At 62.7% G+C, this 23832-nt stretch carries 19 protein-coding genes; 8 read left to right on the top strand and 11 right to left on the bottom strand.

What is annotated here, in order from left to right; all coding sequences use genetic code 11:
- Positions 1-396: 396 nt before the first annotated feature.
- From G3O01_RS26105 to G3O01_RS26095, 3 genes are all read right to left on the bottom strand, one after another.
- Entirely contained in the window at positions 397-675 is a 279-nt protein-coding gene (locus tag G3O01_RS26105) for a hypothetical protein (RefSeq protein ID WP_205809516.1), read from the bottom strand.
- A gap of 74 nt (positions 676-749) precedes the next feature.
- Positions 750-1286 carry a BON domain-containing protein gene (locus tag G3O01_RS26100; RefSeq protein WP_205809515.1) on the bottom strand — a complete coding sequence of 179 codons (537 nt, stop codon included), beginning with the start codon at positions 1284-1286 and terminating at the stop codon, positions 750-752.
- 75 nt (positions 1287-1361) lie between these two features.
- On the bottom strand, positions 1362-2822 hold the full coding sequence (locus G3O01_RS26095; RefSeq protein WP_205809514.1) for a sigma 54-interacting transcriptional regulator: 1461 nt from the start codon (positions 2820-2822) through the stop codon (positions 1362-1364).
- Between the two features lie 358 nt (positions 2823-3180).
- On the opposite strand from G3O01_RS26095, the gene G3O01_RS26090 reads away from it, so the two are divergent.
- Entirely contained in the window at positions 3181-4584 is a 1404-nt protein-coding gene (locus G3O01_RS26090) for a GntP family permease (RefSeq protein ID WP_205809513.1), read from the top strand.
- Positions 4585-4689: 105 nt separating this feature from the next.
- On the opposite strand, the gene G3O01_RS26085 is transcribed toward G3O01_RS26090, so the two are convergent.
- The 5 genes from G3O01_RS26085 to G3O01_RS26065 all read right to left on the bottom strand — a co-directional run bounded on the left by G3O01_RS26085 (position 4690) and on the right by G3O01_RS26065 (position 9956).
- A complete protein-coding gene (locus tag G3O01_RS26085) occupies positions 4690-5997 on the bottom strand; it encodes a DUF3443 family protein (RefSeq protein ID WP_205809512.1) in 1308 nt (435 codons plus the stop codon).
- Positions 5998-6013: 16 nt separating this feature from the next.
- Complete coding sequence (locus tag G3O01_RS26080) at positions 6014-6481, bottom strand: DUF2844 domain-containing protein (RefSeq protein WP_205809511.1); 468 nt, start codon at positions 6479-6481, stop codon at positions 6014-6016.
- A gap of 765 nt (positions 6482-7246) precedes the next feature.
- Positions 7247-7486, bottom strand: a complete 240-nt coding sequence (locus tag G3O01_RS26075) for a DUF2442 domain-containing protein (protein WP_180723156.1) — start codon at positions 7484-7486, stop codon at positions 7247-7249.
- Between the two features lie 102 nt (positions 7487-7588).
- Positions 7589-7843: a DUF6723 family protein gene (locus G3O01_RS26070; RefSeq protein ID WP_205809510.1), complete on the bottom strand. Its 255-nt coding sequence runs from the start codon at positions 7841-7843 to the stop codon at positions 7589-7591.
- A gap of 91 nt (positions 7844-7934) precedes the next feature.
- Complete coding sequence (locus G3O01_RS26065; RefSeq protein WP_205809509.1) at positions 7935-9956, bottom strand: acyl CoA:acetate/3-ketoacid CoA transferase; 2022 nt, start codon at positions 9954-9956, stop codon at positions 7935-7937.
- A gap of 619 nt (positions 9957-10575) precedes the next feature.
- On the opposite strand from G3O01_RS26065, the gene G3O01_RS26060 reads away from it, so the two are divergent.
- A complete protein-coding gene (locus G3O01_RS26060) occupies positions 10576-12918 on the top strand; it encodes an EAL domain-containing protein (RefSeq protein WP_205809508.1) in 2343 nt (780 codons plus the stop codon).
- 13 nt (positions 12919-12931) lie between these two features.
- On the opposite strand, the gene G3O01_RS26055 is transcribed toward G3O01_RS26060, so the two are convergent.
- A complete protein-coding gene (locus G3O01_RS26055) occupies positions 12932-14041 on the bottom strand; it encodes a porin (RefSeq protein ID WP_205809507.1) in 1110 nt (369 codons plus the stop codon).
- A gap of 458 nt (positions 14042-14499) precedes the next feature.
- Here G3O01_RS26055 and G3O01_RS26050 point away from each other — a divergent pair, with 458 nt between their 5' ends.
- Positions 14500-16152, top strand: coding sequence for a PAS domain-containing methyl-accepting chemotaxis protein (locus G3O01_RS26050; protein ID WP_205809506.1), 1653 nt, complete (start codon positions 14500-14502; stop codon positions 16150-16152).
- Positions 16153-17033: 881 nt separating this feature from the next.
- On the opposite strand, the gene G3O01_RS26045 is transcribed toward G3O01_RS26050, so the two are convergent.
- Positions 17034-17555: a methylated-DNA--[protein]-cysteine S-methyltransferase gene (locus G3O01_RS26045; protein ID WP_205809505.1), complete on the bottom strand. Its 522-nt coding sequence runs from the start codon at positions 17553-17555 to the stop codon at positions 17034-17036.
- A 426-nt stretch (positions 17556-17981) separates the two neighbouring features.
- Between G3O01_RS26045 and G3O01_RS26040 the strand changes: the two genes are divergently transcribed.
- From G3O01_RS26040 to G3O01_RS26020, 5 genes are all read left to right on the top strand, one after another.
- The gene (locus G3O01_RS26040) at positions 17982-18233 is read left to right on the top strand and encodes a hypothetical protein (RefSeq protein WP_012403560.1); all 252 of its coding nucleotides are present in this window, start codon (positions 17982-17984) and stop codon (positions 18231-18233) included.
- 294 nt (positions 18234-18527) lie between these two features.
- Positions 18528-19517, top strand: coding sequence for a DedA family protein/thiosulfate sulfurtransferase GlpE (locus G3O01_RS26035; protein ID WP_205809504.1), 990 nt, complete (start codon positions 18528-18530; stop codon positions 19515-19517).
- Positions 19518-19572: 55 nt separating this feature from the next.
- Positions 19573-21279: an FAD-dependent oxidoreductase gene (locus tag G3O01_RS26030; protein ID WP_205809503.1), complete on the top strand. Its 1707-nt coding sequence runs from the start codon at positions 19573-19575 to the stop codon at positions 21277-21279.
- 189 nt (positions 21280-21468) lie between these two features.
- Positions 21469-21768, top strand: coding sequence for a hypothetical protein (locus tag G3O01_RS26025; protein WP_205809502.1), 300 nt, complete (start codon positions 21469-21471; stop codon positions 21766-21768).
- A gap of 121 nt (positions 21769-21889) precedes the next feature.
- Positions 21890-23104, top strand: coding sequence for a winged helix-turn-helix domain-containing protein (locus G3O01_RS26020; protein ID WP_205809538.1), 1215 nt, complete (start codon positions 21890-21892; stop codon positions 23102-23104).
- A gap of 18 nt (positions 23105-23122) precedes the next feature.
- Here G3O01_RS26020 and G3O01_RS26015 read toward each other — a convergent pair whose 3' ends face one another.
- Positions 23123-23722 carry a LysE family translocator gene (locus tag G3O01_RS26015; protein WP_205809501.1) on the bottom strand — a complete coding sequence of 200 codons (600 nt, stop codon included), beginning with the start codon at positions 23720-23722 and terminating at the stop codon, positions 23123-23125.
- Between the last annotated feature and the right edge of the window lie 110 nt (positions 23723-23832).

The following is a 23832-nucleotide window of genomic DNA, read 5'->3' as shown; positions in this document are numbered from 1 at the left end:
TCTCTCAATGTCGTGGTTTGACTGCTGCCTGCACACGCTTCCCGGAATCGGATGGACGGCGTTTGTTCATCGCCTGGCCGTCGCATTCGCTATTGGAAAATCTATACGATGAGATCGACGTTTTCCGTTGGGCGCCGCACGGAAGCGCCGTGCGCGATGCGCCAGCGCAACGTTCGGGCGACCTGCAAAGCGTCGCTGGCGAGCCGTTATTCAACTCGGGCGAGAAATCGGCGCATGCATGCACCGATCTGCGCGGAGGCTGCAATGAAGCCGAGGCCGTTCAGGTCGATGCGCGTGCATCGACCACGATATGCCGGGCGCGATATATCGGAGCGAATTGCCTGAGGTGGGAAACCGGGCGTGTGGTTTGCCCGGCCAGCGGAGACGACGGGCCGCTTACTTTCCGCGGCACGCGTAAAGCAGACTGCGCGTGCCGTTGTCGGTGGTCGAGCGCATCGTGTCGAACGCGCCGCCGCACATCGCTTGCGCCTGCTGCTCGCAGTTGTCCGAGCCGGCGGGGCATTGAACCTGCGTGGTGGGCCGGCCGTCCGACGAGAAGAGCGGAGGCGCGCTGCTGCACGCGGCGAGCGCACCCGACATCGCGAGCACGGCGGGAAGCGCCGCGCTGCGAACCCAATGCATGACGCGCGCCGTGGATGTTTGACTGCGTTTCATGGAATACCCCGTTGGCCACTTGTTTTTCGACGAACGCGATTGTGCCATGGCCGCCTTGCGTTGCGTTTATCGCGTCATTGCGGCGATCTGTCGGGTTCCGCAAGCGTCTTGTAGGGCATCGGTCCATGCGAGTTCGCGCCGAGGCGCATGAACACCTGCTCGACGTCGGGAATCGCTTCCAGTTGCTGCTGCAATGCGTGTCGATCGAACGATGCGGGCGCGCAGCCTTCCGCGTAAACGAAGCGGCGCTGCACCGTGATCCATACGCTCGTACCGTCGAATGCCTGCGGATTCGTGAAGCGCGCGTGGATCGCACTGGCGATGTCGGCGTCGTACATGTACGAGTTCGGCTTCGTGCACTTGTGCGCGAGCCAGCAGGTCGTGCCGCGCTCCACGCGATAGTGCGCGTCGTCCTCCATCTGCGCGTGCGTCATCATCGGACCGAGCGGCATGGGGCAATCGGCGATCGCATGCGAGAGCGTGAAGAACGGATCGTTGTACCAGTTGCGCCGCTCACCCGGCGCAGCCGCCGACGCTGCCTGCTGCGCGTGCAGCACATTGAACGGCACACTCGCGATGAACAACACGATCCAGGCGATCCAGCGTGTCATGGCTGTGTCTCCTCCGGGTTGCGTGGTGGCTGGCGTCATCACGATCGTACTGCGCGCCGGCGGTTGCGACCAGGCTCACACCTCGATGCCGTACGCAGCGATCTTCTTGTACAGCGTCGCGCGCCCCATGCCGATACGCGCCGCCGCTTCCGTGACGCGTCCATCGCACGCGCGCAGCGCTTCATCGATAAAACGCTTTTCGAATGCGGCCATCGCGTCGGCCCACTGTTGCGGCTGCGCTTCGTCCGAGAGGTTGGCGGTTGCAGGTTGAGCCGGTATTGATGCATCGAACGCGATCTGTCCGCGCACCGGACCGATGAACGGCGCAAGCGCGCGCGCGTCGATGCGTTCGCTGTCCGACAGCATCACCGCGCGCTCCAGCGTGTTGCGCAGCTCGCGCACGTTGCCCGGCCAGTTGTACGCACACAGCAGCCGCAATGCGTCGTCCTGCAATTCGAAGTGGCCGCCGCGCACCTGCGTCGACAGGTCTTCGAGAATCGTATAGGCCAGCGCTTCGATATCCGTTTGGCGTTCGCGCAGCGGCGGTGCGTGGATGGTCAGCACGTTCAGGCGATAGAACAGGTCCGGGCGGAAGCGTCCTGCGGCGACGAGCGCGGGGAGATCGGCCGAGGTCGCCGCGATGATCCGCACGTCGGCGCGCACGATACGGTTCGAGCCGAGCGGCTCGAACTCGCGATCCTGCAGCACGCGCAACAGCTTGCCTTGCAGCGGCAAAGGCATATCGCCGATCTCGTCGAGAAACAGCGTGCCGCCATCGGCCAGCTCGAATTTGCCGACGCGGCCTTTGCGGTCCGCGCCCGTATAAGCGCCCGCCGCGGCGCCGAAGAACTCGACTTCGAGCAGCGCATCGGGAATCGCGGCGACGTTGACGGTAACGAGCGGTTTGGTCGAGCGCGACGACGCGCCATGGATCGCGTGCGCGAGCAGTTCCTTGCCCGTACCTGTTTCGCCGAGCAGCAGCACGGGCGAGTCGACCTGCGCTGCGCGGCGCGCCTGGCGCTTCACCTCGAGGCTCGCGGCGCCCGTGCCGACGAAGCTCGCGAACGTGTACTTCGCCCGGCGCGCCTGTGCAAGCGACTGGCGCGTCGCGATCAGTTCCTGTTGCACACGCGAGTAGTGCGAGAAGAGCGGCGTGAGCGCCTTCATCTCGTCGAACAGCGCGAAGCCGACGGCGCCGACCGTCTTGCCCGCGTCGTCCTTCAGCGGCAGACGCGTGACGACGAGCGGCTCGCGGTCGGTTTCGAGAATGTCGAGCAGGATCGGCTTGCCCGTCATCACGACTTCGCGCATCAGGCTGTTCGGGATCACGGCTTCGCAGTCGCGGCCGATCGCCTGCTGCGGATCGGCAAAACCGAAACGTGCCGCGTAGCGTTTGTTGATCCATACGACGCGCGCATCCGCGTCGACGATGAACGTGCCTTCGCTGAAGTTTTCGAATGTGCGGAAGAGCGAGTCCATTGCCCTGCGCAGGACGTCGCTGTAGGTCGCGGGCAGGCCCGACCAGTCGTTCATCATGTTGTCGCTGTCTCCTGTCGATCATGGTTAGCGCTTCAGCGCTTACCAGGATCCCATGCAAAGCAATAGTCTGCTTATGCTTTTTGTCTCTATTCGTGGACGGAGTATCTCACGTACGAGACCTGCAACAACCCCGTTAAATCGGTTATGCTTCGCCGAATCGAATTCGACAGACAGCAATTCGTCTCCATTTGGAGACAATTCTGTACAATCGTTCGAATCGCCGGACGGCCAGATCGCCGTCTGCGCCGGAAAAAGCCCGCCTGACGGGCATGGCACGGAACCTGCTCAAAAGGGCACCGGCCGCCGCGCCTCGCTGCGCGTGTCCACGTAGAACAACCAAGCATTGGAGACTCAATTGGCATTTGTCATCGTCCTCGCCGCCCTGGCGTTCCTGATGTTCGCCGCCTATCGCGGCTACAGCGTGATTCTCGTCGCGCCGATCGCCGCGCTCGGCGCGGTGCTGCTGGTCGATCCCGCCGCCGTCGCGCCCGTGTTCTCGGGCATCTTCATGGAGAAGATGGTCGTCTTCGTGAAGCTGTACTTCCCTGTGTTCCTGCTCGGTGCCGTGTTCGGGAAGGTGATCGAACTGTCGGGTTTCGCCGCCTCGATCGTGCATTCGGCGATCCGCTATATCGGCCGTTCGCGGGCGAATGCGGTGATCGTCGCGGTGTGCGCGCTGCTGACGTATGGCGGCGTGTCGCTGTTCGTGGTCGTGTTCGCGGTGTATCCGTTTGCCGCCGAGCTGTATCGCCAGAGCAATATTCCGAAGCGCCTGATGCCGGGCGCAATCGCGCTGGGCGCATTCTCGTTCACGATGGATTCGCTGCCGGGCACGCCGCAGATCCAGAACATCATCCCGACGACGTTCTTCAAGACCACCGCCTGGGCTGCGCCTGGCCTTGGTATCGCCGGTTCGCTGTTCATCATCGTGGTGGGTCTGTCGTTCCTCGAATGGCGCCGCCGCGCGGCGATGGCGAAGGGCGAAGGCTACGGCACGTCGCTGCTGAACGAGCCGGAACAGGTCGCAACCGACTCGCTGCCGCATCCGCTGCTGGCGATTGCGCCGCTGATCCTCGTCGGCGTTGCGAACTTCGTGCTCACGCGCATGATTCCCGACTGGTACGGCGCGAGCTACACGGTTTCGCCCGATGTGCTGCCGGGCAACCACGGCGGGCCCGTGACGACGGCTGTCAAGTCGGTGGTCGCGATCTGGTCGGTGGAAGGTGCGTTGCTGCTGGGCATTCTGCTCGTCGTGATCACGGCGTTTAGCCGCGTGAAGGAACGCTTTGCTTCGGGCACGAAGGCGGCTGTCGGTGGCGCGTTGCTGGCTTCGCTCAATACCGCTTCCGAGTATGGTTTCGGTGGCGTGATCGCTGCGCTGCCGGGCTTCATCGTGGTGAGCGATGCACTGAAGAGCATTCCGAATCCGCTCGTGAACGCGGCCGTGTCGGTCAGTTCGCTGGCGGGTATCACGGGTTCCGCGTCGGGCGGCATGAGCATCGCGCTCGCGGCGATGTCGGATCTGTTCATCAAGGGCGCAGAAGCCGCGCATATTCCGATGGAAGTGCTGCATCGCGTGGTCGCGATGGCAAGCGGCGGCATGGACACGCTGCCGCACAACGGCGCGGTGATCACGCTGCTGGCCGTGACGGGTCTCACGCACCGCGAGTCGTATCGCGACATCTTCGCCGTGACGATCATCAAGACGCTGGCGGTGTTCTTCGTGATCGGACTTTACTACGCTACCGGGCTGGTTTAAGCCTCGGGCGGGTTGAAAAAAAGGGGCGCACTGCGCCCCTTTTTTATTGCATTCCGCTCACGCATCGCCCGTCGATTCGACACACGTGAGCGGGGTCATTCACACTTAGCTGGACACGTACGCGACATACGGTCCCGAGCCGGCCGAAGAAGCCGGCTGCCCCGAAATGCCGTAGTACATGTGTCGGCCATAAAAGAACGGCATGCCGATATCGATCGAGTTGAACAGCGCGACACCCAGGTTGTTGAACGCGTAGTTGCCGGAATTCAGCAGCGTGACGCCATTGCTGACGTTGAACTTCACAGTGGCCGTTGCAGCATTCGCGGCCGTGAAAACAGCCGTCATGCCCGTCGGCGCCGCCGGCGTGTACAGCCCGTTCGTTGCCTTGCTCAGCGTCGTGCTCTGGAAGTACACGCCGCTCGAACCGGAATCGAAGAACGCCGTCTTGCTGTAGGTGCGTCCTTCGAACAGCGCGTCGACGTCTCCCCAGATATTGGTCTGCAGGATGGTCGCGTTGGTGCCGCTCAACGTATTGTTCGATTGCGTGTCGATGCCGAAGACAAGCGTTCCTGTCGCCGTTGCGGCACCCGTATCGGACACTTGCGCCATCTCGACGATCACGCCGTTGTTGTCGGTCGTGAACTTCGTGACGGGGTTGGCCACCTGGTTGGCGACGGGTTCGAGCGTCGGCACACAGGACGAGCCACCCGTACAGAGATAATAGGCACCGACGATCGGCGTGCTACCCGCGCAAGCCGAGCCGCAATCGTTCGGCGACGTGCCGATACCGAGAATGCCGTTTGCGCCGAGCGACGTGGGCGTCGTCATGTTGGTGCCCGCCAGACAGCCGTTCAGACCCGTGGGAATGGTCGCGCTCAGCGACGGATCAGCGATCACCTGGATCGGCAGGTTCTGCGCGACTTCGCTCGACAAGGCCACGTCCGCGGTGCGCACCGTGCCCCACGTGTTGCCCGAGCCGAACGACGCGCATTCAGCGACGGGCTGACCGGTTTGCGTCTGCTGGGACAACAGGCTCAACGTCGTTGACGGAATAACGGACGCGAACAGGCGCAAGCCGAACGATTCCGTATCGACGAGCACGTTGTCGATCGTCGAGCAGGTGACGCCGGTACCGCCGCTGCCCGGTGCGCAAACCTTCACGCTCACCATTGGGAAGTTCCGCACGTTGCTGAACGACGAGACGAGAATCGGCACCGTATTCGGCGAACCCGACGAAACGGGCGTCGCCGTCGGATCCGCAAACGCGGTACTCACCGAGACGGGCGTATTGGTCACGGGCGTCGATGTGGTCGACGCGCTGCTCGCCGTGCCCGACGAGCCACCGCCTCCGCCGCATCCAGCAAGAGCCACACACATGCCGCTAACGGCAAGAATCCATTTCATTGCACGCATTTACAGTCCCCTCGCCTTATTGGATATCGTCGCTGCTCACACCGGCGGGAAGACCCGACGGCAACCACGCACGGCCGACGTACGAGCCCATATGGCCACCCGTCTGGACGACGACATCCGAACGCTGCACCGTTGCGGGACCGAACGCGCTGCCCTGCTGCGCGTGCTGTTGATTGACGGTGTCGAGATAGCCCGCGAAGTAGCTGCCCAGCAGCGAGCTGAGATCCGGCATGTGCGCGCCACGCCATGACACGGCGAACACCGTTCCCGATTGACCGACGTATTCGCGAACCAGCGTGCCGTCGGCGAGCGTTGCTTCATTGACGGTATAAGGCACCGCCGTCGCGCTCATGCGCATGACTGCCTGAGTCGAGCTTGCGGTCGTTGTTGCGGTGTAGGTGGGAGACGAGCCAAGCGCCGCGTGGGCGGAAAGGCAGTTGGCAAATGCGGCTGCTGCCAACAGGCATTGCAAACGTAACTTCATTAAAGTCCTCGGTTTATTTTTTTGATTGAAGCCAATCCCCGTTCGCTCTCGAAATAGCAAGCGATGTGTTGTTGTGCTTCTTTCGTATCTTTAAAGACACTGCTACCGCCTTGATCTTCATTCGTGTTTTTGTTATGTCCGGCATTAACAAAAATACGGCGACGATCAAACTTCGTTTACGGTACGAGCGTGCTGAACTGAAGGAGAGAACCGCGAAAAGACTGGCTGTGCGCGCAATTTATGCGGTACAGATCAAATAGTGCTTTAATCTGACAGCAAAATGAAATGATAAGAAAGATTAATTTAATCTTTAGACGAGGGATTATCGGCATGCGCGCCGCTTCTTTTAAAGGCACTTTAAGCGCTGGATGAGCGCAATGTAATAAAGGCGCACAAACAACAACGGCGCGCTGCCCAAAGGCAAGCGCGCCGTTTCTTTTATTCGTTATTGTTAGAGAGCCTGAACCGACGGACCATCATGTGTCGTTGATTCGACGACGATGTTTCCCCGATCATGTTCGACCATCGCATTGCGATTCAGGTCGGCGCCAGCATCGCGCGCGCCTGAAGATGCCGATACAGATTCCGTCATGGTGTCCAGGGAAGGCGTGAGATAAATAACGACAGATCGCACAGAAACTCCGTTAGGCACCAAGCTTTTATTTTAACGCATGCGAGACGGCTACCCGCGCTGCGATCGGCAGAAAAGCAAAAAGGCGACACTGCAAACAGTGCCGCCTTGATGCATAAACAGAAATGCGCTAGCTAGTGGCGCATCGACTCCGGCAACGACAGCAGCAACGCGGTCACGTCCATGTCCTCGTCGAGTTCCGGCCAGATCAGCTGCTGCTTGTCGATCGAAATGGCGAAGTGCTCGCGCTCTGCGTCGGTCGCCGCGGCGAGCGTGGGAAACCAGTTAAGTGGAAATTCGACGGCGCGGCCGTCGGACAGATCGAGAAACAGGTGTGCACTATCGAAATGCACATCGACGGCATCGGCTCGCATGATCGTCTCCGGCGGGGGTCCACTCAAACGATAGTCGTGCCAGCGCGACGCTTCAAGCGCATTGCACGGGGCCAAAACAGAAAATTCGCGGGGACAAATCGCCTACAGTTCGGGCCGTGCGAGGTCGTGTTCGACGATATGCTCGCCGTACACCTGCGCGGCAGCGAGCGCTTCTTCTTTGGTTGGATACGGCCCGAGATCGGGCGCGCCGTCGAACGGAAAGAGCAGGCGCCCGTCCGTCTTGCGCACCACGCGCAACACGCCGAAAAAGCGCCTGTAGCCCGCGAGCTTCGAGCCCGCGCTGACTTCGAAATCGCCCTCGCTCTTGCCGGGCACACTGGGAATGAAACGGCTCATGATGAACTTCTTGAATGCATAAACTGGCGCACGAAAAACGCTATTTTCGCACGCCCTGTGTGAGCGGTTCATGTCAGAGCCGCACGCGCGTTCAACGTTGTGTCGATGCGTCGCCGGGCCGCTCGTTGATGTAGGGCGCGACGTCGCGCTGCTCGAGCGCATCGCCGAGTTTCATGCGCAGGAAACTGCTCGTCGTGTAACGCGTCACGCTCGAATAGAACTGGTTGACGACCTTCGTGATGGTCGCCGAATAGCTTTCGATCAACTCCGGGTTGATCGAAAAATTATCGTAATTGACGATTGCCTGCGGCTTGAATCGCACGCCCTTTAGCAACGATTCGACATGCTGCCAGATTGCGTCGATCTGATCCTGCGTCGTCACCTGCAAGCCCTCGAAGTTCACGAAGAACATGTTCTTCTCGGCGTCGTAATTGAAGCGCTCATCGAGCGGCAGACACAGCAGCAGCGTACGCAAGCCCATCGGCGCGGGGCGAAAAATGCGTTCGTCCATCATGCGCGGCGGACGCTCGATGATCGGCCTAAAACCCATGCGCGCGACGATATCGTTCTGTACGTCGACACCCGGCGCCACTTCCGTCAGTTCGAGTCCGCGCGGCGTCAGCGTGAACACGCAACGCTCGGTGATGTACAGCACGTGCTGTCCGCGCTTTGCCGCATATTCGCCGCTGAACGTACGGTGCTCGACTTCATCGATGAACTTCTGGTTAACGCCTTCGCGCCTGATCTTCAGCCGCGCATCTTCGATCTCGACTTCGAGATTGCCCGCGTTGAACGTGCCGACGAACACCACACGCTTCGCGCTCTGGCTGATGTTGATGAAGCCACCCGCGCCCGCGAGCTTCGGCCCGAACTTGCTGACGTTGAGATTGCCCTGGCGATCCGCCTGCGCAAGTCCGAGAAACGCGACATCTAGACCGCCGCCATCGTAGAAGTCGAACTGATACGGCTGATCGATGATGGCCTGCGTATTGGTCGCCGCGCCGAAGTTCAGCCCACCGGCCGGAATGCCGCCTATCACGCCCGGCTCCGTCGTCATCGTGAACAGATCGATCACGCCTTCTTCATTCGCGACGCTCGCGATGCCCTCCGGCATGCCGATACCGAGATTCACGACGCTATTGGCCATCAGTTCCATCGCCGCGCGGCGCGCGATCACCTTGCGCTCGGTCAGCTCCATCGCCGCCACGGAACTGGCCGGCACGCGCAATTCGCCTGCAAATGCGGCCGAATAGGGCTCTGCGAAAGTCTGCCAATGATGCTCGGGCCGCGCGACCACCACGCAATCGACCATGATGCCGGGGATCTTCACATCGCGCGGATTGAGCGTATTCGTATCGGCGAGGCGCTCGACCTGCACGATCACGACGCCGCCCGAATTGCGCGCCGCCATCGCGATCGCCAGCGCCTCGAGCGTGAGCGCCTCGCGTTCCATCGTGATGTTGCCGCTCGCATCGGCCGTGGTGCCGCGAATGATCGCGACGTCGATTGGAAAGGTCTTGTAGAACAGATACTCGCTGCCGTCGATCTCCATCAGCTTGACGAGATCGTCCGACGTGCGGCTGTTCAGCTTGCCGCCGCCGTGGCGCGGATCGACGAAGGTGCCGAGGCCGATCGTCGACAGATGGCCGGGCTTGCCGGCGGCGATGTCGCGAAACAGATGGGAAATCACGCCTTGCGGCAGGTTATAGGCCTCGATGCGGCCGTCGATGGCAAGCTGCTGCAACTTCGGCACCAGCCCCCAATGCCCGCCGATCACACGCCGCACCAGCCCTTCGTGCGCGAGATGATTCAGCCCTTTCGACTTGCCGTCGCCCTGCCCGGCCGCGTACACGAGCGTCAGGTCGAGATGCGCACTCGATGCGTCGGGCGTGCCCAGCGCGCCCGGTCCGCCCGAGGTCGCCGCGTTGGCATCGAAGAAGCGCTCCTCGAGCGCGATCGCGACCTCTTCGGCGAAACCCACGCCGACGAAACCGCCTGTCGCGAGCGTATCGCCCGGGCGAATCAGCTCGACTGCAGCGCGCGCGCTGACGACCTTGTTGCGCCCGACCTTGCGCTCGGTGACGGGAAACGGGTACTGGAATACGGCGCGCATAGGGTCTCCATTTCGTTGACCGGATGCCGGCGCACGAGGGTTGCTACGGGTTCGTACGACGATTTCGCGGGTTGCGACCCGCGTGGTGCAACCGCCCGGCCAAGGCAGCTTTTTGCAGTGCCTGACCATGCAATTTAGCAAGCCTCAACGGGATCGTCAGCATTTATCGGCGGCAGTGGTCACGTGCTGGATACGTCGAATCCGGCGGATGTTTAAAAGCAACGTGCGCGTTTTTCACCGCGTTTTCTGACGGAACAGGAAAGCTTAGGTAAGCAAAGCTTTTCGATCGCACTGCGTTTTTCTTGTTAAAACCATGCGTCGTGCATTCGTATAAATCAGCCAGCATATTCGTTGTGGCACGGCCAACGACACATGGTTTGACCCTTTGAAAACATGCACAATTGTTCACGCTAAACAAAACCACCGGCGCGCCGTAAACGTAAGTAGCAGCGCCGTCCGCAAGCGCAGCAACAATTACCGCCAAAGCGGCTGGCCACCATGAAAGGCAATACATTTCCCCATCCGACCAACGCACGATGCGCAGCGCGCGTGAATCCGTTCACGCCGGCCGCGCACGCCGGGGTCATCGCGAAGCGCGCGCATTGAGGCGAGTCCAGACATGACGACGAGCCTCCCCTTGAAACGGCGCCGCGCGTTGCGCCGGCACGCCACGAACCGGTCGCGCCAGGACCAGCACTTCCTTTCGCTGCTGCTCGACGCGTGGTCGAGCCGTCGCCCGATCGGCGCAGTCGGCTTCACGGTGAGCGTCGCCGCTGGAATCGGTGTGGGCACGGCAACCATCGCCCTGCAAATGGCGTTACGCGGCACGGCGAGCGCGCCGTTCAGCGTGCAGGTCGCCATCGGCGCGACGGCCGGCGCCATCGCGATGATCGCAACGCGCCAGCGTTTCGCCGCGCAAAAAACGCGGCAGGCAGCGGCCATGGCGCTCGCCAGTTCATTCCTCGATGCAAGCCGCGATTGCGTCAAGCTGCTCGATCTGCAAGGGCACATGCTGCGCATCAACGACTACGGCGCGACGCTGATGGAAGCGACATCGCCCGTGCAGCTCGCGGGCGCGGACTGGCTCGGCTTCTGGCAAGGCGACGACCACGACGCCGCGATGGCCGCCTTCAGAAGCGCGCTGAACGGCACGCCCGCGACGTTTCGCGGCAGTTGCGCGACGACGACCGGCCAGCCGAAATGGTGGGACTCGCAGCTGATCCCCGTGAAGGATCATGCGGGCAACGTGCTTGCCGTGGTCTGCGCATCGCTCGACATCACGAACCAGACGCAGTTGCTCCAGCAACTGCGCGCTAAAAGCGAACTGATGTCGGAGATGGAAGCGCACGTGAAGCTCGTGTTCTTCTCGTACAGCGCGAACTTCGAGTATTTCCACTACATCACGGCGGGTTCATCGAACGTGTTCGGCATCGAGCCGGAGGAGTTCATGCGCAACCCGAACAGCTGGCGCGAACTGGTCGTGCCGGAAGATCGCGCCGCCTTGCAGTCGGAGATGGCGCGCATCATGGCCGAATCGACGGAAGGACGCGCGCAGTACCGGATCAGGAAAGCCGACGGCTCGCTGCGCTGGCTGCGCAGCACGGGCTATCCGGTGTTCGACGATAAAGGCAATGTGCTGCGCATCGTCGGCATCACGGAAGACGTGACGGTCGAACAGGAACGCATCGCCGAGCTGGACCGGCTCGCGTATACCGATTCGCTCACGGGTCTCGCGAATCGCGCGGCGCTGCTGCGCGAAATCGAAAGCCGCTGCGCGACGGGCAAACCGTTCGGCCTGATGTTCGTCGATCTCGACCGCTTCAAGGTGCTCAACGACACGCTCGGCCATCTCGCCGCCGATCACCTTCTGCGCAACGTGGCCGACATCATTCGCCGCTCGCTTTCCGACGACGCGTACGTCGCGCGTCTGGGCGGCGACGAGTTCGCGGTGCTGATCGGCAGCGTGGTCGACAAGGTCGGGCTCGAGACGCAGGCGAAGTCGCTGCTGCGCGGGTTGTCGGAGAACCGGTTGCAGGACAGCGCGGGCGCGTTCATCACCGCGTCGATCGGCATTTCGATCTTTCCGGAGCACGGCAGCGGCCACGATGCGCTGCTGTCGAGCGCCGACGTCGCGATGTACGCGGCGAAGAAAACCGGCCGCAACGGCTATCAGTTCGCGGGCGAAGAAGCGACGCGCACCATTGGCGATTTCGAACTGGAACGCGACGTGCCCGTCGCGCTCGCGACCAACCAGTTCTTCCTGCACTTCCAGACCATTCACGAGCCGCACACGCTCGCAATACATGGCGCGGAAGCGCTGATCCGCTGGCAGCACCCGGTGCGCGGCCGGATTCCACCGTGCGACTTCATCCCGCTGCTCGAAGAAACGGGTTTTGTCGAAGACGTCGGCGTGTGGGTGCTCGATAACGCGCTGCGTCAGCTTGCCGTGTGGCGAGCAGCAGGCGCGACGAATCTCGGTGTGTCCGTGAACGTGTCGGCACGGCAACTGGGCAGCGAACAGATCGTGCGCGAAGTGGACCGCGCGCTCAAGCAGTACGGAATTCCGCCCGGCAAGCTCGAAATCGAGCTGACGGAAACCGCGCTGATGAAGAACCCGAAGCAGGCGCAAAAGTCGATCGTCGAGCTGAAGCGGCTTGGCGTGCGCATCGCCATCGACGATTTCGGCACCGGCTATTCGAGTCTCATGTATCTCGCCGATTTCGAGCCGCACACGCTGAAGATCGACCGGCATTTCACGTCGAAGATCGATCACGATCCGACGACGCAAACTATCGTCGAGGGTGTGATCGGACTTGCGCGCAAGCTCGGGATCAAGGTGATCGCGGAAGGCGTCGAGGAAGCGGCGCAACTGGAAATTCTGCGCCAGGTGAACTGCGACTACGTGCAGGGCTATCTGCTCAGCAAGCCGCAGGCGCCCGAAGGACTGATCACATCCGCGTGACGCGTTGCGTGCGTCAGAACCGGTGGCGCAGGCCCGCGCCGATCAGCACCTGATTGTGGCCCGACGACGGATCTGTCGTATTGATGACGGCCGGCGCGCCCGACGACGAGCGCTGATAGATCGCTTCCAGATAGGTGTCGGTGCGCTTCGAGAACTGGTAGTCGGCCTGCACGCCGCCGTTGTGCCAGTGCGTGCCCGATCCCTGCGTGTACGTGTATGAGCCCGCCAGCGCGACGGTCGGCGTCAGCTGGTAGACGCCGTTGACCTCGTAGTTGGAAAAGCCGACCGATGGCGCCACGCCGCCCGTGTCGAGGACGGTGACGCCCGTAAACGTGGAGCGCGACCACGCGGCCGCCATCGTGAAGTCACCGATCGCGTAGCTGATGCCGACGCCGTACGTGTTCTGCGTCTGCACGGAAGCTTCGAAGACATCGGTGGCGCTCGGCAGCACGACGGCGTCATATGCACCCGTCGACGAATTGCCGCGCCCGTTCGCGTGCAGATACGCGGCGCCCGCATTCAGCGCGCCCGCCTGATAGCTCATGCCGAAGCTGTACGCACGGTTGTTCGCAAACTGCCCGGCCGCATTCGAAAACGCGTACATGCCGCCGAAGGTCAAGCCGCCGAACGACGGACTCGCATACTTGACGGAATTCGCCGCGAGATAGGTGTTGTTCGCGTTGTCGTTGTCGAACGGATGGGCGAATGCCGTGCCGCCCGTTCCGCCTGTCAGCGTGAACGGCGCGAGGTAATCGTGCACCAGATCGTATTGATGGCCGAGCGTCAGCGTGCCCGCCTGCTCGTTGCCGAGGCCGACGTAGTACGGGTGATCGTTGAACATTTCGCCCGACGTGACCGAAAAGCCGCGTTCGAGCCTGAAGATCGCGCGATACCCGCCGCCCAGATCCTCGATGCCCTGCAAGCCCCAATAGCTGCCGTCGACGAGACCCGACGTGGCCTTCCATTGCGAATGCCCGCCGGCGTTGCTGATATACGCGAGGCCCGTATCGAGCTCGCCGTACATCGTGACGCTGCTCTGCGCGTGCGCGCCCGTGCCGAGTGAGAGAAGTGCGGCACATGACGCGGCCGCGGCGGCTGTCTTATTGATCTTGTTCGCGGACATGCTCGGCTTCCCTGAGTTGAGTCGGTTCGGCTTCGAAAGGCGACTTTTTATAGGAACAACAGCCACACGCACAAGTAGAGCGCGCCAAATACCCTGCGCGAGCGCTCCGTAAGCTAGATTACAAACTGCAAACGAATCCCATTATTGGATTCGCGCGAAACAGAAGTAAAGCGAAAACAATGGGTTGCGCCGACGGTCCGCGAACAGAACACACCCGATGCCCGGCAGGACGACGTCTGCTCAAAAGCGTACGCCCAATATCCCGCGCCCGGCGTTGTTTTCATGCGACGTCGGGCGCGCGTCTGGACGGATCCGAGGCGTGCCGAACTCTGTGTTATCGGCGCGGGCGCGCTTTACCTGAGTCAAATACCAGGAAACCCTCAAGCATCTGGGGTCTCTGCCGTTAAGCCTTACAGATCCATTCGGATGCGCAGGCATCCGGCAGTCGAAGGAACGTGATGCGCAACAACCAGCCTGTTACCCAGAACGAGTACGACTATCCGTCCTCGCAGATGCTCGTGTCGGCAACCGACCTCAAGGGCAATATCCAGTACTGCAACCCGGCCTTCATCGCCGTCTCCGGCTACTCGCGCGACGAGCTGATCGGCCAGCCGCACAACCTGATCCGCCATCCCGACATGCCGGCGGAAGCCTTCGCCGACATGTGGACGACGATCCGCGCCGGCCGCCCGTGGTCGGCGTACGTCAAGAACCGCCGCAAGAACGGCGACCACTACTGGGTGCGTGCGAGCGTGACGCCCGTTGTCGAGAACGGCACGCCTGTCGGCTATCTGAGCGTGCGCGTGAAGCCGTCGCGCGAAGAGGTGCGCCAGGCAGAAGCGCTCTACGCGAAGATGCGCGCGGGCGCACTGCGCGGCGTGCGGCTGCATCAGGGCGTGGTGGTGCGCACGGGCGTCGTCGGCAGGCTGCACGCGATGATGCGTCTGCCCGTCGCGATGCGCGCGACGATTGGCTATCTCGTGGCGCCTGTCGCACTGCTCGCAGCCGGCCTCGCTGCGTGGGGCGGCACGCCGCCGATGCCGTTCTGGATCGCGTTCGGCGTGACGGCCGCGACGAGCGTCGCCGCCGCGCAACTGCTGTCGCGCCATCTCGGGCAGCCGGTCGATGCGATGGCGTCGTTTGCCACGCGCATGGCAGCGGGCGACCTGACGGCGGATCTCGCCATCGCCCGCCATGACGATCTCGGCGACGTGCTGCAGGCGCTCAACCAGTTGAAGGCGAATCTCGCGGCGATCGTGTTCGACGTGCGCGCGCAGATCGGCGGAATGCTCGATGCCGCGCATGAGATTTCGACGGGCAATCTGGATCTCGCGCGCCGCACGGAAATGCAGGCGGCATCGCTGGAAGAGACGGCGGCGACGATGGAGCAACTGACGACCACGGTGCAGGCGAACGCCGACGCCACCGTGCGCGCGCTCGATCTCGCCAAGGATGCGCAAGCCGCGGCGGCCACAGGCGGCAAGATCGCGCAACAGGTCGAGCAGACGATGGCGGGCATCACCGAGGCGTCGAAACGGATCGCCGATATCACGGGTGTGATCGACGGCATTGCGTTCCAGACCAACATCCTCGCGCTCAATGCCGCCGTCGAAGCGGCACGCGCGGGTGAGGCGGGCCGCTCGTTCGCCGTGGTCGCGGGCGAAGTGCGCATGCTGGCGCAGCGCTGCGCGGCGTCGGCGAAGGAAATCAAGCAGGTGGTCGATGCAACGGTGAACGAGGTGTCGCAAGGGACCGAACTGGTCGCGCGCACGACGGCCCAGATGGCGACGATCGATCAGGCGGTGGCACGCGTGTCGTCGCTGATCGTCGATGTGGCGAACGCGAGCAGCGAACAGGCCGACGGCATCAGCCAGGTGAATCAGGCGGTGTCGCATCTGGACAGCGCGACGCAGCAGAACGCCGCGATGGTCGAGCAGGCTGCGGCGACGGCGCAACGTCTTGCCGAACAGGCTGACGTGCTGGACGAAGCCGTGCGGCTGTTCACGGTTTCTGGCAGCGAGGCTGCTGCCCGGCCGCTGAAGGCGCTGCGCAATCCTGCGGCGCCCGCTCACGCCGCTCGCGTAGCCGTCGATGAAGATGCATTGGTCTGATGGATCATCGTTACTACCATCTCGACAACGCGCAATTGGCACATAAATATACGAGCGTCAGCGCCCAGGATTGTGTGCGGGCCGGCTGACCCGAGTAACAACGGCGTTTATGTGGCCCGTTCGTTTTGGACGGGCTATTTTTTTGGTGCTGCGCAGGTGTGGGTCTTGCGACGCTGGTTTGGTTTTTCTGGCTTCGCGCTGGCATCCGCGTTTGGTTATCGGTGCCTCAGGCGTTGCCCCTGTGCGGGGCGGCACTTACTTTCTTTGCCGCCGCAAAGAAAGTAAGCAAAGAAAGCGGGCTAACACCGCCAGCCCTTGTTCTTGCCTGAGGGCCCCCAACGGTTCCTCTCCTTCACATGGCAACTTCTCAGTCACCGCCCGTTGCCAACGCTCTAATCGAGCGCCTCACCCACTTCAATCACCCGTAGCGCAGCAACCGGCAGCGACTGGTTACGGCCGCCCAGGTGGCAAACTCTGTGTAGGTCGTAGTGCTTCACACCTCAGCGCCCCTACGACACCGATCGTGTTTTTCAGTCCGGAGTGAAGCGCGTACGGCGCGAAAGCCGACACACAGTTTGCCGCTATAGAACGGGAGCGATTTGATCGCGTATGTGGTGACGCGGGAGTGTGAAGCGGGTGAGGCGCTCAATAAGAGCGTTGGCAACGGGCAGTGAAAAGCAGGTTGTCGTTTGAAGCGGAGGACCCGTTGGGGGCCCTCAGGCGGTGGTCAAGAAGTAGCGGTGTTCAGCGGCTTTCTTTTGCCTACTTTTCTTTGCCGCGGCAAAGAAAAGTAGGTGCCGCCCCGCACAGGGGCGACGCGTGAAGCGGGCAAGTCATATCGCGGATGCCAGCGAAAACCGAAACCAAACCAACCAACACATTTATCCAAACGCCAGCAAATCCATCTGATAAGGCATCTTGGAAGCAGGCCGCTCAAGCGCCAGCAGAGCCTCCTTCCGATGCAACCCACCGGCATAGCCGGTCAAATCTCCAGCACTGGAAATCACCCGATGACACGGCACGACAATCGAAACGGGATTCCGCCCGTTGGCCGCGCCAACCGCCCGCGACGCCGACAGCGGCAACCCGAGCCGCTGCGCAATGCCGCCATAGCTCGCCGTCTCGCCATAGGGAATCCGCACAAGCTGATCCCACACATCGCGCTGAAACGCGCTACCCATCATGCGCAACCGCAGCGTGAACTCATGCCGCTCGCCCGCGAAATATTCATCGAGCTGCTCGCGCGCCTGATTCAGCACGCGTGACACGCTCTCGCCCGCCAGCGCGCCGTCGGCAGCCGGAAAATATTTCTGCCCGACAAAGTACACGCCCGTGATCGCGTCGTCTTCGGCGCGCACCAGAATGTCGCCGAGCGGACTCGGCATCGACATGCATTGCTTCATCAGATCCTCCTGCATGGTCGCGAAAGCCGCTGCCAATCTCGTGCCCGGCCTTCTGAATGCGCCCACTTTATCGTACGGACACGCCGCACCGCCTCCCGGATCTTGCTCTGAACAATCCGAGCACAGGCAAACGTCACCGCCGTGACAACAAACAAATGCATGCGCCGGACATGCCTGGAATGCCCATCCGGTGCATCAGCAGCGCACATTGCATGCGCTCCGGTCGCCTCGGACACCACCGCCTCACCCCACTGAAAGCCGCGCCAGCGTTAAGTCTCAACGCAATTTCGCGTCCCTTCGATGCAGCGCGCACGGCTCGCCCGCATAATCGGCAGAGTGTGAGCGCCACGCGACAGACGGCGCGCGGTACTGCCCTTACAATGCCTGTTCGGCAACGTTGTTCAATCACGCAAGAGGGAATTTTCGATGCGCACCACCGGGTCTTCCGGGGCAATGGCCCTGCTCACCGAGCACGACGACGCAACGGGGCGCGAACTGCGCTCGCTGCGCCTCGAATCGACAGAAGACGGTAAAGGCATACTTCTGATCGAAGTCGATGAACGCAAGCCGGGCATCCACCGCGAAGTGCGTTATGAAATCACGCCTGCTGAACTGATCGCAGCCATCCGTGCGCATGGCGCCGAACTGCCGGGCGAGCAGCATAACCACCGTCAATAATTCACAGCAGTCATCAATCGCATCACGAAGAGCGCGCGGCACAGGTTCAATCCGACGCCGCGCCTCTTGTTTTTCCCGCAGTCGCCACCATCTCCAACGCCTCGTCGGGCGTCACATGACGTTCACGGATGCACCAGCCTTCCCGCCGAAGACCGAGGCGGCAGGCGCTTTTCCCGCATTTCGGCAATATCCGGACGCAAGACACACCTCTCTTGCACGCGTTGAAAATGCGTCCATAATCTTCTAGTCAATTCCAGTCGTCTTCGCGGCCGAAACGCTCGCGAAAGTAAGCCGATGCTACATGATCTCGTCGAGCAGTACGGGCCTGCCATCGTATTCGTCAATGTGCTCGCCGCATCCATCGGGCTGCCCGTGCCCGCGATGCCTTGCCTCGTGCTGTTCGGCGCGATGGCCGCGATGCATCCCGGTTCAGTCGGCGGGCAGGTGCTGCCCGTGCTCGTGCTCGCGGTGTTCGCCACGCTGATCGGCGACAGCGCGTGGTTCGCTGCCGGCCGCATCTACGGCGGCAACACGCTGAAAACACTGTGCAAGCTGTCGCTGTCGCGCGATACCTGCGTGAAGAAGACGGAACGCTTCTTCGGACGCTGGGGCGTGCGCGTGCTGGCCGTGGCGAAGTTCGTGCCTGGCCTGTCGATCGTCTCCATCCCGATGGCGGGCGCGATGGGCACGCCGTACCGCACCTTCCTCGCGTACGACAGCATCGGCGCGACGCTCTGGTCGGGCCTCGGGCTCGTGCTCGGCGTGGTGTTCTCGCAGCAGATCGACATGCTGTTCGCGGGCGCGAGCCGGCTCGGCAAGCTGACGGCCGTGATAGTCGTCGCGCTGCTGGCTGTCTATTGCGCGTACCGCTGGTATCGCCGGCGCCAGCTCATCAAGAAACTGGCCACGGCGCGCATGGATGTCGACGAGCTGTACGACCTGATGCTCGACAAGCGTTCGCCCGTGCTGTTCGACATCCGCTCCGAGGAAAAGCGCGCGCTCGATCCGTTCGTGATTCCCGGCTCGGTGTTCGCGGACGAGCGCCAGCTCGACGAAATCGTCGCGAAGTATCCGCATGACCAGAAGCTCGTGATCTATTGCTCGTGCCCGAACGAGGTGTCGGCGGCGTGGATGGCGAAGCAGTTGACGGAAGCCGGCTTCCGGGACGTGATTCCGCTGCGCGGCGGCCTCGATGCGTGGCGCGACGCGGGGCGCCAGCTCGAGCCGCTCGCCGAAGAGGCCGAGCCGCCGATGGATCTCGACATCACGCCAAAGCCAGTCTGAACCGACATTGGCCGCGTGCCGGAGCCGGCGCGTGGCAAAGCAAGGAGCAAATCTGATGGGTGTAACGCGAGAAGGAGAAGAGGCGCAACGCGCTGCCGTCAATGAGGCGCCGTTCTCGACGCTTTCGACGCGGCGTCACCAGATGTTTCCCATTCTTCAGCCTGAAGAGATCAAGCGGCTGTGCAGGTTCGGCGAACGGCGCGACTTCGAGGCGGGCGAGATGCTGTTCGTCACGGGCAGCACCGGGCCGGGCATGTTCGTGCTGCTGACGGGCTCGGTGAAGGTCTATCAGCGCGACGGACTCGGACGCGAACTGCTGGTCAACGAACACCATCAAGGCTCCTTTCTCGCCGAAGTCGGCCAGTTGTCGGGCAAGCCGGCACTCGTCGACGGAATGGCGCTGGAACATGTCGAAGCGCTGCTGATTTCGCCGGAACGGCTGCGCGCGCTGATCGTCGCGGAAGCCGAACTCGGCGAGCGCATCATGCGCGCGCTGATTTTGCGTCGCGTCGGGCTGATCGAGCGCGGCGCGGGTGGGCCGATTATCGTCGGCAAGAGCAATGACCGGCGGCTGGTGTCGCTGCAAGGCTTCCTCGCGCGCAACGGCCATCCGCATACGGTGCTCAACGAGAGCGATGAGGACGGACTGCGCGTCGTCGAGCAGTTCGCGGCGGGCCCGGAAGACATGCCGCTCGTGATCTGTCCGGACGGCTCGGTGCTGCGCCATCCGAGCGACCCCGAACTGGCGACCTGCCTCGGCCTGATTCCCGATCTCGACTCGGAACACGTGTACGACGTGGCGATCGTCGGCGCCGGTCCCGCCGGGCTGGCGACGGCTGTGTACGCGGCCTCGGAAGGGTTGTCGGTGATCGTGCTGGACAGCCGCGCGCCGGGCGGTCAGGCAGGCGCGAGTTCGCGCATCGAAAACTATCTCGGCTTTCCGACGGGCATTTCCGGTCAGGCGCTCGCGGGCCGCGCATTCGTGCAGGCGCAAAAGTTCGGCGCGCACGTCGCGATTCCCGTGAAGGTCAAGCATCTGCATTGCGAGGAACGTCCGTACCGGCTCGAACTGCAATGCCAGGGCAGCATCCGCGCGCAGACCATCGTGATCGCGAGCGGCGCGGTGTATCGGCGGCCGGAGATCGACGGGCTCGACCGTTTCGACGGCCGCGGCATCTACTACTGGGCGTCGCCCGTCGAGGCGAAGCTGTGCAAGCGCGAAGAAATCGTGCTGGTCGGCGGAGGGAATTCGGCGGGTCAGGGCATCGTGTATCTCGCGTCGCACGCGAAGCACATTCACGTGCTGATCCGCCGCAGCGGCTTCGAGGCGACCATGTCGCGCTATCTGATCGACCGGATCGCGTCGCTGCCGAACGTCACCCTGTATCCGGAAACGGAAATCGGTTGGCTCGAGGGCGATGAAGGCGGACTCACGCAGATCGGCCTGAAAAACCCCTGCGCGGACGGACGCGATTGTTTCGATTCACGGCATCTTTTCCTGTTCACGGGCGCCGATCCGAATACGGACTGGCTGCGCAGTTGCGGCGTCGAACTGGACAAGAAAGGCTTCGTGATTACGGGCACGAACTCGGCTTGTGATCTCACGACGTCCGTCGAAGGCGTCTACGCAATCGGCGACGCGCGCGCGGGATCGACGAAACGCGTGGCGGCCGCCGTCGGCGAAGGCGCACAGGTCGTTGCGCAAATCCATCAGATGCTCGCGCAGCTCGCGGGCGAAACGACCGTCGCGCTCGGCGCGTAATTCCACCTCTTGGCACCGGCCGCGCGCGAGCCATCGCGCGCGGCCGGTCGCGTCTGATTTCTCCCCATCATCAGCCTGCTTACCGGTTGTTACACAAGCGACCGTCTGCTTGCACCTGTGAATCTTTCCATTTCGTAAGATCAAGTCAGGATTCAGTTAGAAACTGACTTGGGAAGGCAGGAGAACAGCATGATCAAACGTGCGATGGCATTTGCGGCTGCCGGTTTTGCCGCTGCGGTTGTATCGACGGCTGCGTCCGCGCATGTCGGCGTCGGTGTCTATCTGGGCGCACCCGTCTACGTGGCGCCGCCGCCCGTCGTCTACGCACCGCCTCCGCCCGTGGTCTACGCGCCGCCGCCTCCCGTCTACTATGGTGGTTACGGTGGCTATGGTGGATACCGCCGCGGTTATTGGGGCGGCGGTCCGCGCTGGCACGATCACGGCCGCCATCGCGGCTGGGAAGGGCGTCACGGCCACGGCCGCTGGTAACAGGCAACGCACCGCGATGGCCAATGCCATCTGACGGTGCGTTTTCATCGATCACGCTACAGTAGCGAACATCCCGGCATGGCAGGACGCCATGCCGCCCGAATCGCTACAAGCCGATCGCGTGATCACACTGCCCCTTTCCGCCGCCCGCACCCTGCATCTGGCCGCTCAAGGCCTGCTCACGCCGCCGCGCCGCAAGGCGACCAAAGCCGATGTGCTCGATGCCATCCGGCAGATGGCGCAACTGCAGATCGACACGATTCATGTCGTCGCGCGCAGTCCCTATCTCGTTCTGTTCAGCCGGCTTGGCGGGTACCAGCCGCAATGGCTCGACGAACATCTCGCCGAAGGCAAGCTGTTCGAATACTGGTCGCACGAAGCCTGTTTTCTTCCCATCGAGGATTACGGCCTGATGCGTCACCGGATGCTCGACCCAAGCGACATGGGCTGGAAATATGCGGGCGAGTGGCACACGCGATATCGGAAGGAAATCGACGCGCTGCTTGCGCACATTCGCAAAACGGGCGCGGTGCGCTCGGCGGATTTCGCGCGGGAAACCGGCAAGGGCAACGGCTGGTGGGACTGGAAGCCGGAGAAGCGGCATCTGGAAGTGCTGTTCGCGATCGGCGAGCTGATGGTCGCGGAGCGGCGCAATTTTCAGCGCGTCTACGATGTGACCGCGCGCGTGTTGCCGCACTGGAACGACGCACGCGATCTGCAGCCCGTCGATGCCGTCGCGAAAGAACTGCTGCGGCGCAGTTGTCGCGCGCTGGGCGTCGTGCGCTCGGATTGGGTCGCCGATTACTACCGGATGCCGCGCCGCCCATACGCCGATGCACTCCATCAACTCGCGGACGAAGGCGAGCTGACGCCTGTGCATGTCGAAGGCTGGAAGCAGCCGACTTTCGTGCATCGCGACTTCGCGCCGATGATCGACGATGCGTCGAACGGCATCGTCACGTCGACAGTGACCACCGTGCTATCGCCATTCGATCCCGTCGTGTGGGACCGCAAGCGCGCCGCGGCGCTGTTCGACTTCGATTATGTGATCGAGTGCTATGTGCCCGCGCCGAAGCGCAAATACGGTTACTACGTGCTCCCCATTCTGAACCGCGGCAAGCTGATCGGGCGCGTCGATGCAAAGGCGCATCGCGCGACTGGCGTGTTCGAACTGAAGTCACTGCATCTGGAGCCGGGCGTGCGCGTGAGCGGCCGGCTGACATCGGATCTGCGTCGCGCGCTGCAGCGTTGTGCCGACTGGCACGGTACGCCGCAATTGCAGATCACCTCCGCGCCCGATGGTCTGGCAGACGCGCTCATCGGCGAGAGCGAATGAACGCTGCCGTCTAAACGCTCAATGCAACGCGGCCCACGCGAGCGACAACGAAAACATCCCGAGCACGATCGACGCCCCGCGCTGCATCTTCACCGGGTCGAGCCACTTGAGCTTGCCGCTGCCGAGCGTCGCGCCGAACGAGATCCACGCGAAGGCAATCGGCGCGAGCAGGCAAGCGAACAGCGACATCGCACATCCATAGGCCGAGAGGTTCTCGAATGCGATCGACGGAAAGATCGTGCCCGCGAACAGCAAGGCCTTTGGATTGAGCAGCGTCGCGACGAACAGCGCGCGCGGCCCGTTCGCGGGTTGCGCCGAGTCGGGCAATGCGACGGCTGCGCGCCACATATCGACGGCGAGATACGCGATGTAAAGCCCGCTCGCGATGCGCAGCACCGACGGCAACCACGGCAGCGTATGCGCGGCGTGCGCAAGAAAGCGGCCCCACGCGGAAATCGACACGAAATAGCCGGCCAGTTCCGCGCCGATCAGCGGCAGCGAGCGGCGCGTGCCCTGGCGCAAGCCCGCCGCAGCCAGCAGCGTGTTGGTCGGTCCAGGCGTGATCAGCACGACGATGATGCCGAGCGCGAGCAGCGCGGTATCGGAAGTGGAAAGCATCGGGAGAAAACGGGCGAATCAGAACGAGCGCCCTTTGTATCACAGTCGCGCGACAGTGCCGAATACTGTCAAGAAAACGCCCGCATGCGGCCCGCGTGAAACCGTCACCG

Source organism: Burkholderia sp. Ac-20365 (assembly GCF_017104715.1).
Taxonomy (GTDB): Bacteria; Pseudomonadota; Gammaproteobacteria; order Burkholderiales; family Burkholderiaceae; genus Paraburkholderia.
This window is presented reverse-complemented; position numbering and strand designations above follow the sequence as displayed.

Bases quoted from the DNA above. Each gene is read 5' to 3' on its own strand.
- G3O01_RS26105 (WP_205809516.1), bottom strand. From the start codon at position 675: ATGAAACGCAGTCAAACATCCACGGCGCGCGTCATGCATTGGGTTCGC.
- G3O01_RS26100 (WP_205809515.1), bottom strand. From the start codon at position 1,286: ATGACACGCTGGATCGCCTGGATCGTGTTGTTCATCGCGAGTGTGCCG.
- G3O01_RS26095 (WP_205809514.1), bottom strand. From the start codon at position 2,822: ATGATGAACGACTGGTCGGGCCTGCCCGCGACCTACAGCGACGTCCTG.
- G3O01_RS26085 (WP_205809512.1), bottom strand. From the start codon at position 5,997: ATGCGTGCAATGAAATGGATTCTTGCCGTTAGCGGCATGTGTGTGGCT.
- G3O01_RS26080 (WP_205809511.1), bottom strand. From the start codon at position 6,481: ATGAAGTTACGTTTGCAATGCCTGTTGGCAGCAGCCGCATTTGCCAAC.
- G3O01_RS26075 (WP_180723156.1), bottom strand. From the start codon at position 7,486: ATGCGAGCCGATGCCGTCGATGTGCATTTCGATAGTGCACACCTGTTT.
- G3O01_RS26070 (WP_205809510.1), bottom strand. From the start codon at position 7,843: ATGAGCCGTTTCATTCCCAGTGTGCCCGGCAAGAGCGAGGGCGATTTC.
- G3O01_RS26065 (WP_205809509.1), bottom strand. From the start codon at position 9,956: ATGCGCGCCGTATTCCAGTACCCGTTTCCCGTCACCGAGCGCAAGGTC.
- G3O01_RS26060 (WP_205809508.1), top strand. From the start codon at position 10,576: ATGACGACGAGCCTCCCCTTGAAACGGCGCCGCGCGTTGCGCCGGCAC.
- G3O01_RS26055 (WP_205809507.1), bottom strand. From the start codon at position 14,041: ATGTCCGCGAACAAGATCAATAAGACAGCCGCCGCGGCCGCGTCATGT.
- G3O01_RS26050 (WP_205809506.1), top strand. From the start codon at position 14,500: ATGCGCAACAACCAGCCTGTTACCCAGAACGAGTACGACTATCCGTCC.
- G3O01_RS26045 (WP_205809505.1), bottom strand. From the start codon at position 17,555: ATGAAGCAATGCATGTCGATGCCGAGTCCGCTCGGCGACATTCTGGTG.
- G3O01_RS26040 (WP_012403560.1), top strand. From the start codon at position 17,982: ATGCGCACCACCGGGTCTTCCGGGGCAATGGCCCTGCTCACCGAGCAC.
- G3O01_RS26035 (WP_205809504.1), top strand. From the start codon at position 18,528: ATGCTACATGATCTCGTCGAGCAGTACGGGCCTGCCATCGTATTCGTC.
- G3O01_RS26030 (WP_205809503.1), top strand. From the start codon at position 19,573: ATGGGTGTAACGCGAGAAGGAGAAGAGGCGCAACGCGCTGCCGTCAAT.
- G3O01_RS26025 (WP_205809502.1), top strand. From the start codon at position 21,469: ATGATCAAACGTGCGATGGCATTTGCGGCTGCCGGTTTTGCCGCTGCG.
- G3O01_RS26015 (WP_205809501.1), bottom strand. From the start codon at position 23,722: ATGCTTTCCACTTCCGATACCGCGCTGCTCGCGCTCGGCATCATCGTC.